General features: G+C 38.3%; 13 protein-coding genes. All 13 read left to right on the top strand.

The features are described 5' to 3' along the window. The 13 genes from ACK2JC_RS03080 (at position 1) to ACK2JC_RS03020 (ending at position 12,484) form a co-directional block, all read left to right on the top strand. Complete coding sequence (locus tag ACK2JC_RS03080; protein ID WP_368272075.1) at positions 1 to 498, top strand: glycosyltransferase; 498 nt, start codon at positions 1 to 3, stop codon at positions 496 to 498. Then, entirely contained in the window at positions 495 to 833 is a 339-nt protein-coding gene (locus tag ACK2JC_RS03075) for a hypothetical protein (protein WP_242956307.1), read from the top strand. Before ACK2JC_RS03080 ends, ACK2JC_RS03075 begins: the two co-directional genes overlap by 4 nt. After that, positions 803 to 1,429, top strand: coding sequence for an ATP-grasp fold amidoligase family protein (locus ACK2JC_RS03070; RefSeq protein ID WP_330407376.1), 627 nt, complete (start codon positions 803 to 805; stop codon positions 1,427 to 1,429). Before ACK2JC_RS03075 ends, ACK2JC_RS03070 begins: the two co-directional genes overlap by 31 nt. 56 nt (positions 1,430 to 1,485) lie before the next feature. Beyond that, positions 1,486 to 1,707, top strand: coding sequence for a hypothetical protein (locus ACK2JC_RS03065; protein WP_368272078.1), 222 nt, complete (start codon positions 1,486 to 1,488; stop codon positions 1,705 to 1,707). Positions 1,708 to 1,844: 137 nt separating this feature from the next. Beyond that, on the top strand, positions 1,845 to 3,935 hold the full coding sequence (locus ACK2JC_RS03060) for a glycosyltransferase family 4 protein (protein WP_368274809.1): 2,091 nt from the start codon (positions 1,845 to 1,847) through the stop codon (positions 3,933 to 3,935). A 49-nt stretch (positions 3,936 to 3,984) separates the two neighbouring features. Continuing rightward, a complete protein-coding gene (locus ACK2JC_RS03055; RefSeq protein WP_242956308.1) occupies positions 3,985 to 5,088 on the top strand; it encodes a glycosyltransferase family 4 protein in 1,104 nt (367 codons plus the stop codon). Between the two features lie 4 nt (positions 5,089 to 5,092). Further along, on the top strand, positions 5,093 to 5,983 hold the full coding sequence (locus ACK2JC_RS03050; RefSeq protein WP_368272717.1) for an ATP-grasp fold amidoligase family protein: 891 nt from the start codon (positions 5,093 to 5,095) through the stop codon (positions 5,981 to 5,983). A gap of 59 nt (positions 5,984 to 6,042) precedes the next feature. After that, on the top strand, positions 6,043 to 7,197 hold the full coding sequence (locus tag ACK2JC_RS03045) for a pyridoxal phosphate-dependent aminotransferase (RefSeq protein WP_092363059.1): 1,155 nt from the start codon (positions 6,043 to 6,045) through the stop codon (positions 7,195 to 7,197). Between the two features lie 16 nt (positions 7,198 to 7,213). Then, positions 7,214 to 8,365, top strand: a complete 1,152-nt coding sequence (locus ACK2JC_RS03040) for a glycosyltransferase family 4 protein (RefSeq protein WP_092363060.1) — start codon at positions 7,214 to 7,216, stop codon at positions 8,363 to 8,365. Positions 8,366 to 8,377: 12 nt separating this feature from the next. Then, positions 8,378 to 8,818, top strand: coding sequence for a hypothetical protein (locus ACK2JC_RS03035; RefSeq protein ID WP_368271887.1), 441 nt, complete (start codon positions 8,378 to 8,380; stop codon positions 8,816 to 8,818). Next, positions 8,763 to 9,518: a sugar-transfer associated ATP-grasp domain-containing protein gene (locus ACK2JC_RS03030; RefSeq protein ID WP_368271885.1), complete on the top strand. Its 756-nt coding sequence runs from the start codon at positions 8,763 to 8,765 to the stop codon at positions 9,516 to 9,518. The genes ACK2JC_RS03035 and ACK2JC_RS03030 overlap by 56 nt, the downstream gene beginning before the upstream one ends. Positions 9,519 to 9,681: 163 nt before the next feature. Next, positions 9,682 to 10,911, top strand: coding sequence for a hypothetical protein (locus ACK2JC_RS03025; RefSeq protein ID WP_092363066.1), 1,230 nt, complete (start codon positions 9,682 to 9,684; stop codon positions 10,909 to 10,911). Further along, the gene (locus ACK2JC_RS03020; RefSeq protein ID WP_092363068.1) at positions 10,883 to 12,484 is read left to right on the top strand and encodes a lipopolysaccharide biosynthesis protein; all 1,602 of its coding nucleotides are present in this window, start codon (positions 10,883 to 10,885) and stop codon (positions 12,482 to 12,484) included. Before ACK2JC_RS03025 ends, ACK2JC_RS03020 begins: the two co-directional genes overlap by 29 nt. Positions 12,485 to 12,508 lie beyond the last annotated feature (24 nt).

Here is a 12,508-nt window from a genome sequence, read left to right as displayed (position 1 = left end):
GTGATATTCATAACCGTGGGATCGAGAAATTATCAATTCGATCGATTGTTTAAGAAGTTGGATGAATTGTATGAGGATGGAACCCTGATTGAGCCAATATTTGCTCAGATAGGAGCGAGCAGTTATAAACCGCAGCATTATAAGTACAAGAATTTTATTACACCGGAAGAATTCGGACAGAAAATTGATGAAGCGAACATTGTGGTAAGCCACGGTGCCTCTGGTTCTATTATGAAAGCCTTGAATGCTGGCAAGAAGGTTATAACGGTTACGAGGCTTGAGAGATATAACGAACATATTAATGACCACCAGATTCAGAATAATGAGGCGTTTAGCCTTAACGGTTATGTGTTGATGACGGATTTGGAATTAGAAGATCTCGGTGAATGCTTCAAAAAGATTTACGAAGGCAGAGATGGTTTGAGACCGTGGAAGAATCAGAATCCACTGGCGATAGTTAAGATGATAGATAAATTTATTCAGGAGAATTGGAAATGAGCAGTAATAGAATAGCTAAGAAACTACGGTATGCACTTCGATGGCTGCCGGATAGGGCTTATATTCAATTGAATTACTTTGGACATTTTTATAAGTTTGCGAATTTGGAGAATCCCACGACCTATAATGAGAAGCTCAACTGGCTGAAACTTCATGATCGCAATCCCGAATATGGAAAGATTGTGGATAAATTTGAGGTAAAAGCTTATGTTGACAAAATGATTGGCTCATTACAGGAAAATAAAGATTGGAAATTTGGTGTGTGTGATGATTTGATTGGGGGGGGGGGTATTGCGTACCTACCATTGGTGTTTGGGACAGCTTTGATGATATAAATTTTGATTCTTTACCGGATCAGTTTGTGTTGAAATGTACACATGATTCAGAGGGCATAGTGCTTGTAAAGGACAAAAGTCTGATGGACAAAGCTGCTGCTAAAGAGAAAATCACAGCAGCTTTACGCCAGAATTTCTATTATATAGGAAGAGAATGGCCATATAAGAATATTAAACCGCGGATAATTGCAGAGCCATATCTGATTGATGACGAGACGGGGGAACTTCGAGACTATAAGTTCTTCTGTTTTGATGGAGAGCCCAAGGCGTTGTATATAGCTTCCGACAGGAGTATTGATGATGTGAAGTTTGATTTTTTCGATTTGGATTTCAATCATCTGGGTATCAAACAGAAATATCCGAATGCATCTACTCAGATAAAAAAGCCCAATACATTTGACGAGATGATTGAATTATCAAGGAAGCTTTCAAAGGGGTTCGCACATGTCAGGGTTGATTTATATGAGGTTAACGGAAAAGTGTATTTTGGGGAACTGACCTTTTATCACTTTAGCGGTTTTATGCCATTTCAGCCTGATAAATGGGATAAGATTTTTGGTGAGTGGTTGAAACTACCCGCAGCGGGAACGACCTAATTCCAATATAGCAAGAACCTCTGGACCATTGAATCATTGTGAAAGAGGTTTGACAGATGGGTTTTATTGAATTTGAGGCGGCAGGCAAAAGAGTATTAGAACGATTTCCAGGTTTGAAGCATGCAATAAAGCGTGTATATCAGGTGGTAAGTGAACCACAAGCAGGGATAAGGCAAGGACAGAGGGAGATATTACCTGTGTCTCTTTGGATGATGGTTATGAGTATTTCTATGGTTATTACGATAAATCTCCTTGGGATGCGACAGACCGTTACATGATTTGCATTCGGGTTAGGCAGACATATAAATCCGTTGCACCGCAGGTACCAGGGACTGTATGTCTGATTGATACAGAAGAAAATAACAAGCTCATCGAGGTCGGTTCAACCCATTCTTGGAATGTTCAGCAGAGTTGTATGGCACAGTGGATGGGTCCAGATTTTATGAGCCATCTCATCTACAACGATTTTCGTGATGGAAAGTACTGTTCTGTAGTATTTGATGTTGAGAAGATGGTGGAGGAGAAGGTCCTTCCCCTTCCAATATATGATGTTGCACGTGATGGATCTTTTGCATTGTCTTTGGACTTCAACCGACTGCATCGAATGCGCCCGGGATATGGTTACGCGAACCAACAGGATAGGACAAAGGGAATTCTATGCCCAGACGAATGCTGCATATGGAAGATGGAAATAAATACAGGCAAAGTCGTAGAACTTTTTAAATACACCGATTTCGCAGCATTCGAGCCGGATGAAACAATGAACAGAGCAGAACATAAGGTTAACCATCTTATGATTAGTCCAAACGGTAAGCGGTTTATGGTACTTCACCGATGGTTTGATAAGGGGAGAAAGCATACTAGACTGGTGACTGTAAACGTTGATAGGACTGAGATGTACAACCTCTCTGACGATGTTTTCGTGTCACACTGCTTCTGGAAGAATGATCAGGAGATTCTGTCGTTCCTTCGGAAGAAGGAAACTGGAGACCACTATTACCTGATGAAGGATAAAACAAAGGAATTTAGACTCTTGTGGCCAAGATTAAGGACTGATGGGCATTGCAGTTACTCGCCAGATCGTAGCATGGTTATTACAGACTCATATCCGAATCGAAAGAGAATGGCTTTCGTATATGTTTGTACCGAGGAGCAGGAACAACCAGTCAGGATTGCAAAAATATTCTCTCCGTTCAAGTACGATAATGATTGCAGGTGTGATTTACATCCCAGATGGAATCGGGAAGGAAATAAGGTTTGCATTGATTCAGTGCATGAAGGAAAACGTGGATTATATGTGATTCCAGTAAAGAAGAAGGATGTTCCGCCGGTACCAGCTCCAAAACCAGAGGTGGTTAAGGGGAAATACAAGGTGGCCTACGTGATTACTCAGTGCAAGAATAGCGGACCGATGAATCAGACATTAAATATAATCAAGAATCTGGAGCGGACAATGTTCCAGCCAATTGTGGTTACACTGTTCCAGGAAGACCTCGGTAATTCAGTGGTACAGAGGTACCTAGATGTAGTGCCTGAATTCTATTGCCTTAACATGAGCAAGATTGATTCGATTGTGACAGGTAAAAAGAAGCTGGCAGCTTTTCTGGAGATCATTAAGCCTGATCTGATTCATGGACTGGGTATGCCACCATATACCATGAGCCTTGGATATAAGGAGGCGGTTCATTTAGTTACTTTGAGGAATTACTGCTATCAGGATTATCCAGACAAGTATGGTAAACAACTGGGAACGTTGCTTGCTTACAAGGATATGACTTTGATTCAAAAGCAGATTAACAGGGGCGAAGCCTTTGTGACCTGCTCTAAAAGTTTATCCAAGATTTACTCTGAAAAATATGGGATGAAGTTTGCGTTTATCCGTAATGGCATCGATATTGATAAGTATGAGTATGCCAATGCAGATAAAAAGGCAACGATGAAGGAACAACTTGGTCTATCTTGTAATAAATACATTATCTTGTATACAGGGCAGTTCATTGATAGAAAGAATCAAGGATTTGCAATTGAAGGCATTTTGAAATCAAGCCATGCTGATGATATCTGCATGATTCTTATGGGAGATGGACCGAATCTGGCCGGACTTCGTGAGAAGTATGCTGATGACAAACGAGTTATGTTCACAGGTAACATTACTAATGTAAATGAGTACCTTCAGGCAGGTGATTTGTATGTTTCCGCCAGTAAGAGTGAAGGGATGCCTAACGGAGTTCTTGAGGCTATGGCATCGGGGTTGCCGGTGCTCCTAAGTGATATTCCTCAACATTTAGAGGTGCTGGAAATTCAGAAAGGTTATGGATTTAGCTACAAACAGGATGATCAGCGTGATTTTATAGGACAGTTTGATTCGCTTTTAGATAGAGACTTGTATAAGATGGGCGCAATTGCAAGCAGAGCTGCTAAGGAAGAATTGTCAGCTAGTCAGATGAGTAAACATTATCAGGAGTTGTATTTAAGGCTGATAAAGAAACAGGCGTATCGTTTGTGATAGAAAGCGATCTATGAAGAAGCAATTACAGTAGGAGATTCTGTTTAGAATGAAAAGAAGATACTTGTTTTTTATCACGGGTATGCCGATGGGTGGCGCAGAACGGGTCATGTCAACATTAGCTAATCAGTTCACTCAAAATGGCGATGAGGTGCGTATTCTGACGATGAAAGCACCTAAGTGTGCTTATGAACTTGATCCAAGAGTTGAAATTGTCGGGGCATACGCAAAGATGGAATTGTCATCACTTAAATGTGCTGTTAAAAGTTTTGCATCTATTGTGAAAGGCATGACAGTTTATAAGAAACAACTTAAGGAGTACAAGCCGGATTTGGTGTTAGCGTTCCTTACATATACGAATATGATTGCTACCATTGTGGGAAGGAAGTATGCACCGGTTGTTATATCGGAGAGATGCGATCCACGAGAGCGGAGCGAGGTATTGATTAAACTTGTTAATCATATTTACCCGAAGGCTGATTGCATTGTTTGCCAGAGCAAAACGATTGAAAAATATTTTAAAGAAGCAAACCCAGCATCAGAGACGGCTGTGATCCCTAATCCTGTTAATAAGAATAGCATTAACATTGAGCCGATTTATAACAGGAAGAAAAAAATCATTGCTGCTGGCAGACTAAGCCCACAGAAGAATTACGAATTACTGATTAGGGCATTCAATAGAATATGCAACTGCTTTCCAGAGTATAGGGTAGAAATTTATGGAGAAGGACCTGAAAAGGATAGTTTAGAGAAGCTGATTCAAGAACTTGGTTTACAGAGCAAAATAATTCTAATGGGTACAAAGCTAAATGTGATAAAGGAAGAAGCGGCTGCCTCACTTTATGTAATGTCTTCGGATTACGAAGGATTCCCGAATGCATTAGCAGAGGCTATGGCATCCGGATTACCAGTTATTTCGACTGATTTTCCATCAGGTGTTGCCCATGAAATTATCGAGGATGGAAAGAATGGGTATGTAGTTCCTTTGGGTGACGAGGAGAAACTTGCAGAGGCTATGAAGAAAATCCTGTCAAATTCGGAGCTTCAGGAAATTATGTCAAAGAACAATGAGGGAATCAGAGAACAGCTCAGCGAAGCTCAAGTGTATAAGGTTTGGAAGGAACTGTTTGAGAAATTAATAAGCGAGAGGTAACATTATGCCGGATTTTAATCGTATGAAACTTTACCCAGTGTGGATAATTGGTAGGTTTTTTCCTAAAACACCTAAGTGGGATGCCAGATATTTGAAACTGCTTTATAAGGTAAAGACAAGGGATACCCTACATTTGGAGGCCCCTCAAACTCTGAATGAGAAGCTCCAATGGTTAAAAGTCTATGACAGAAAACCAATCTATACCAAGATGGCCGATAAGTATGAAGTCAGGAAAATAATTGCTGAGCAGGTGGGAGAAGAGTACCTGATTCCGCTGCTTGGAGTTTGGGACAGATTTGACGATATTGATTTTGATAGACTTCCTGATAAATTTGTTTTAAAGTGCACGCATGACTCTGGAGGTCTGACGATTTGCACAGACAAAGCGAAATTTAATAAGGAAGTGGCTCGAAAAAAAATAGAGCATTGCATGAGCCGCAACTATTACAACAATTCTCGTGAGTGGCCATATAAGGATATAAAGCCAAGGATTATTGCTGAGTCATATATGGTTGACGAGTCTGGGTGGGAACTGAAGGATTATAAGATTTTCTGCTTTAACGGTGTGGCCGATTATGTAGAGGTTGATTTCAATCGGTACATTAAGCACAAGTTGAATCCATATGATTTTGATTGGAATCCATTAAATTTCTGCGACAGTTCTAAAAATGATTATGATGCGAATATTCCAAAGCCAAAACGGCTGATGGATATGAAGGCTATTGCAGAAAAACTCTCCAGAGATATGGATTTTTTGAGAGTTGATTTTTACTCGATTGGCGATCGCATATTTATTGGAGAATTGACGCTTTGCCCAGGAAGTGGCTTTATAGCGTTTGATCCAAAAGAGATGGATTTGCATTTGGGTGGAAAACTAAAATTGACAAGATTTTAGAAGAAAGAAATTTCATCAATAGAGACATAAAATATAATTACTGAGGAAGGAATTCAATCATGCAAGTTTCTAACATTGCGAATGAGATTCATCCAAGTCTGACAAGGAGGTTGTTCGACAAGGCCAAAGAATACGACAACGTCATCGATCTTACGTTGGGCGATCCTGATTATCCAACACCGCCGGAAGTATGCGAAGCAGGCTGTAAGGCAATCAGGGAAGGGAAAACGAAGTATACAGCAAATGCCGGACTGCTCGAACTTAGAACTGCTGTTGCGGAAAAAGTAAAGAATGAGACAGGAATCGAGTATGATCCCTCAAAGAACGTAATTATCACGGTTGGTGCGATGGGGGCCCTTTACCTTCTCATTAAGAGTTATATAAACGAAGGCGATGAAGTGCTTATTCCCGCTCCGTATTGGATTAACTATGGACAGATGGTCACAATGTCTGGAGGTGTCCCTGTGGCTGTCAGCAGTGATAAGGAAGGATTCGCTCTTTCTACTGAACTTCTGGAAAAAGCAGTCACACCAAGGACAAGGATGATGATTATCAATACTCCTTGTAATCCGACGGGAGAAGTCTACACGAAGGAGTCGCTTGAGGCAATAGCGAAAATTGCAAAGAAAAATACCCTCCTTGTGGTGGCGGATGAAGCATATAGCTGTATCTTGTTTGATGACGCTAAGTTTACAAGTATTATCGATATTCCCGGAATGAGAGATCTGACTATTCTTGTAAATAGCTTTTCTAAACGCTACTCCATGACTGGATGGCGCGTAGGATATGCAGTTGGAGATGAGAACATTATCAGCGCAATGACCAGGTTCCAAGAGAATGTGGCTTCTTGCTGTCCGCAGTCTTCACAGTATGCAGCGATTGCTGCGCTGAGGGGAAGCCAGGATTCTGTAGATGAAATGGTAAAGGGATATCAAAGACGAAGAGATATGGTTGTTGAAGGGATTAATAAGATAGATAAGCTTTCTTGCAGGAAGCCACAGGGTACATTCTATGTATTTGTGGATATCAGCAAAACTGGTATGAATTCTTCAGATTTTTCTTTTGATCTTCTTGATAAGGCTCAAGTGGCCGTTGTTCCGGGTATTACTTATGGTGAGGATGGAGATAGCTATGTGAGAATTGCTTTAACAAGAAATGATGAGGAGATAAGAGAGGCGATTTATAGGATGGGGAAATACATAAATTCACTGTAATTGAGGGGGAAAGAAAATGAAGGTAGTGTTTTTCTCTTCTACAGGTCGGACGGTCGGCGGAGCAATCATGTGCTTAAAAGAGATACTGCTCTATTGTATTGAGCACCAAATCGAACCATTTGTTATACTCCGCTCACGTGGTGATTTTGAGGAATATCTTAAACAAATTGGTGTTAGATACAAGATTGTTAGCTATCATGACTGGCTTAGGCCAAAGAAGGATCATGGTGGGATAAGAAATGAACTGAAGTGGAAGATAAAAGAGATTCAAAATATTTTCTTAGATCGAAAAGTTTATAAAATCCTTCAAAAAGAAAAGCCAGATGTCTATCACTTAAATGTTATTTATAATCCATGTGGAGCTGAACTCGCGCATATGCTAGGCATACCAGTAGTCTGGCATCTTAGAGAATTTGCGGAGATTAATGAGGACACACCATTCTTTAGGAATAGAGAGGAGGCGTATAAGCTGATAGCTCAGTCAGATAGAATAGTATGTGTTTCCAGATGTATTAAGGAATTCTATTCACAGTTTATGCCATCAGATAAGATGACTATGATTTATGATGGTATTGTTATGCCAACGGATGAAGTTAAGATGAGAAAGAAAAACGAAGTGGTCCATATAACTTTATCCGGCGGTGCAAGGGTTAAGGGACACAGGGATTTAATAGAAGCTGCAAGAGTTTTATTGGGAAGAGGCGTTGAAAATTTTTATATTAAAATAGCGGGTCGATTTGTGGATGAGGAGTATCTGGCGAGATTAAAAGAACTGGTTATAGAATATGGACTGGATAGTAGAATTGAATTTATTGGCTTCCAAAAACATATGGATACGCTGTGGCAGGAAACGGATATAGCTGTAGTATGTTCGAGATTTGAATCTTTTGGACTTTCGATATGCGAAGCTATGGCGAGGGCTATTCCGGTCATTTGTGCTAAGTCAACGGGATCGTATGAAGTAACGAATCAAGGGGAATATGCAAAATTATATGAAATTGGAAATTATAAACAACTGTCTGATGCGTTATTTGAAGTAATGGAGAATTATAAAACATCAGCAGAATATGCTGTTCAAGTGGCACAAAAAGTGCGACGGATATATTCGATCAATAAATCGTGTGAGGAGTTGGTAGGTGTTTTCCGAAAATTAGTGAGAATAAGCTGAGGAGAAGGATGTATGGGTTTATTGACAAATGTAAGAAATAAAATGTCTGCAGTTGAAGAGGTTCTGTATAGAGTAGGGCAATTACACGGCGAAAAGAGGAAAATTAAGGATCCGAGAAGAGTAAAGCTTATTAATCGAGTAGAGCTTACCGATGCTCAAGAGCAAGAAATTGATTATTTCTATATGAGTAACTTGGGTAGGAAAGTTCCGCATGATTGGCATCGCCTTTATCAGTCCTTTACTGGGGTTTTCAACAAGGACTATTTCCCAGAGTTCCTTTATACATCAGAGCTAGAGCCATCCTGGAACCCCATTAGCTATCGAAGTGTGTTTGCTGATAAAAATCTGTTACCATTTTTGACTGAGGGGATTCCTGGAATGAAGACAGCTCAAATATATGGCTCCAACACAAATTGCTATTTGGATATGGGGGGGGGGGGTATACCGCAATAAGAATTTTCAAGTCGTTTCAAAAGAAGTGTTACTTCATGAATTAAATGAGACAATCGGGAATAGAGAGGTTGTGGTTAAACCAACTGTTGACGCGGGTTCGGGAAAAAATGTCAGATTTATACGGTTTGTGAATGGATTACAGGAAGGAACTGGACTTCCTATTGAACTTATTTTGGAGCAGTATGGAAGGGACTGGAATATTCAGGAATGCGTGATTAATCCTCCAGTTTTAAGGACATTATACCCACATGCTGTTAATACTTTTAGAGTTATAACATATGTTTGGGATGGGAGCGTATATACAACTCCATTAACGTTACGGGTAGGACGCAACGGAAATCGATTAGATAATGCTCATGCTAACGGAATCTTTGTGGGTTGTACGGATGATGGGCACTTAAAGAGATGGGCATTTAGCGAGTTTCAGGAACGATTTGAAGAACATCCAGATACTGGAACAAAATTTGAGAATTATTATATTCCTGAGGTTCCGCAGATATTGGAATGTGCAAAGCAAATGCAAGCAAGGTTGACTCAATTGAGAATAATATCTTGGGATATGTCGCTAGATGAACATGGAAAAGTTGTGCTCATTGAAATTAACACGATTGGGCAGACGTGTTGGTTTCCGCAGATGGCAAACGGTGAGCCGTTCTTCAGAGAAAATACTGCTGCTATATTAAGGTCGATGAGAAAATGAAAATTATGAATAAATGTGCGATGAGTTTTTAATAAATAATGGTGAAAGAGAAGTGCTTACTTACATATGCTTGGGGATAAGACTGAGGGGAAAATAGCTTCATTTTGTAGAGAGGGGAGAGTACATAAATGATACAGGCTTTTGTTACTGAAGAGGTATAGAGATGCGTATAAAAAGATCAGAGATAATTGATGTCTTAATATGGGTATTGGTCGGTTTTTATACACTCATCGCTCACTGGATTTGGTTTGGGCGTGGTATACAAGAAACCGTTATTGTTAGCCTGATGTTGATCCAAGTATTAAGGAATCTGAATTGGAAACGGCAAAATGTAGGGTCAATATTGTTACCATTTGTCGTTATTGTATATTTTATCTATAGTAGTATAAAATCGAGTTCAAGAGCCTATCTCCTTCAGGATGTAAAATCAATTATGGGTGGAATGATTTCGATGTATTATCTTTACTCTTTTTGGAGAAATGATAATGGAAAGTGCATTAGGTTCATTACAAAATCATGTGATATTCTTAAAGGTTATATGTGGATAAATTCGGTAATCATCCTGATACAATATATAGTACCATATTTTCTTATGAATCGAACGGCGATAAACATCATAAATAATTCTGCTTATTTCGATCAGTTAACTGGACTTATCGGCATAAATGGTACAACAAGATGGAACACTCTTTCTTGCATTACAATAATTACTTATCTGAATTCGGCAAAAAGCAAAAGAGACTACTGGAAAACAGGCGCATTTATATTACTGTCTATTATTATATCCATGCTGAATTCAGCACGTGCGTTTTTACTGATGCTTCCACTTATGCTTATATTATATTATTTGATAGTGGTGAGTAAGACTCCGAAACGTGTGGTTAAGATATCTGCTATTATAATCGGAGTTACAACTTTGGGTTATCTTATATATAAAACCAATAGTTATGTGAACTATTATATAAATGATTTGATAGAAGATAAATTTGCTATTTATAACAGTAGAGATCTTGCATATATGGTGCGCGCAAATGATGATCGTGCAGTTGCAATCAATTATGCAATTATCAATGGTGGATGGAGCGGAAAAGGACTGGGATCTATACCTATGCATTTCGCCAATGAGTATGTAAAATATCTTGGTATTAACAGTACATCTTCATTTGTGTATATGTTAGGAGGCGTGGGATATTTACTAGTCACGGCTGTATTCTCAGTAAGCACCGCTCTGATAGTGGATGAAGCTCATAGATTGATTAGGTTTATAGAGATTCTATTATTCTGGCTTATAGCTAGTTATTTATTACCTGTTTATTCATCTATTGTAATGATGTTCTGTCTGTCAATGATAATGATAATTATGGGTGCTGCTGTTAGAAAACAACGAATATAAAGGCGGGATTAAGCGCGTGGAAAGTAGATCTAAGAATGTTAAACGTAATATTGGATGGGGGATTATTAATTGCTTTGTATCAATAATACTTCCATTTTTAACAAGAACGGCTGTCGTTTATTCGATAGGAATTGAATACACAGGCTTAGATAGTTTGTTTCACTCCGTGTTAAGTGTGATGAATCTCGCGGAGCTTGGGATAGGTAGCGCGATGGTTTTTAGTATGTACAAGCCAATTGCAGAAATGGATGAAGAGAAGGTTTGCGCATTACTAAATTTATATAGAAAATGCTATAGAATAATCGGAATGATCGTGTTGGGGATAGGTACTGCTTTGTTACTATTTATTAATAGGCTCATAGCAGGAAATGTTCCAAACAATGTAAATATATGTATTCTTTTTATAATATATATCGTTGATGATGCTATAGGATACTTATTGTTTGCATATAAAACCTCTCTTTTTACTGCTAGCCAGCGAGTTGATTGGATTTCGAGGATTACTATTATTGTTCAATTCCTTAAATGCATCATTAGAATTGTTGGAGTAGTTTACTTTAAAAACTATTATATTTATGCCATTGCACTTCCTGTTACAACATTATTGAATAATTTATTAATACATTATTTAGCGGGAAAAGAATTCCCCAATTATAGGTGTATCGGTGAATTAAATAGAGAAGATAAAGTGGCAATAAAGAAAAAGGTTGGGGGAATGGTTTTTCAAAAAATTGGACATATTATTCTAACTTCTGCTGATACTATTGTTATTTCAGCGTTTTTTGGACTACGTGTACTTGGCATTTATAATGGATATTATTATATCATTACTGCGTTGGCTGCTGTTTTGTCGGTAGTTCAAAGAAGTTTGATCCCTTCTATTGGTAATAGCATAGTAAAGGAAAATACAGAAAAAAACTACAGCAATTTTAATATCATTGGGCTCCTTTATATTTGGATAATTGGATGGTCAAGCACATGTCTTTTATGTTTATATCAGCCATTTATTACTCTCTGGCAAGGTAGTGAGAACACTTTTTCTTTCCCAGTTGTTATAATGCTCACAGTATACTATTACACTTTTCATATGGGTGACATGATTCATATGTATAAAGAAGCTTTAGGACTATGGTGGGAAGGTAAGTTTGTTCCAATAGTATCATCGCTGTTGAATCTAATCCTTAATGTCGTACTTGTTCAATTAATAGGCATTTATGGCATTCTTATTTCAACAATTATAAGTGTAACATTCATCAATGTACCTATTTTATCTAAGATAGTTTTTAAATACTATTTTGAGGATAATGGTCATTTATGGAAAAAATATCTAGGCGAGGTATGTCTCTATTTTGTAATTACTTTTATTGTTAGTACGTTCTCTTTGCTGATTGTAAGTGGTATTCATATTAATGGTTATATTGGACTATTTATTAAAGCCACATACTGTTTAATTGTTCCAAATATTTTTTATCTATTCGCTTGGAAAAAATTTTCATACTACAAAGGCAGTGTTGAATTTATTGCTAAAATTATACCAAATCGTTTTAGAAGTATTATAAATAAAATCATGTAGGAATTGACTGATTATGGTAAATAT

This window comes from Enterocloster lavalensis (genome assembly GCF_046603895.1).
In the GTDB taxonomy this organism is placed as follows: Bacteria; Bacillota; Clostridia; order Lachnospirales; family Lachnospiraceae; genus Enterocloster; species Enterocloster lavalensis.
The sequence above is the reverse complement of the archived record's forward strand: the minus strand, read 5'-3'. Positions and strand labels throughout refer to the sequence as shown.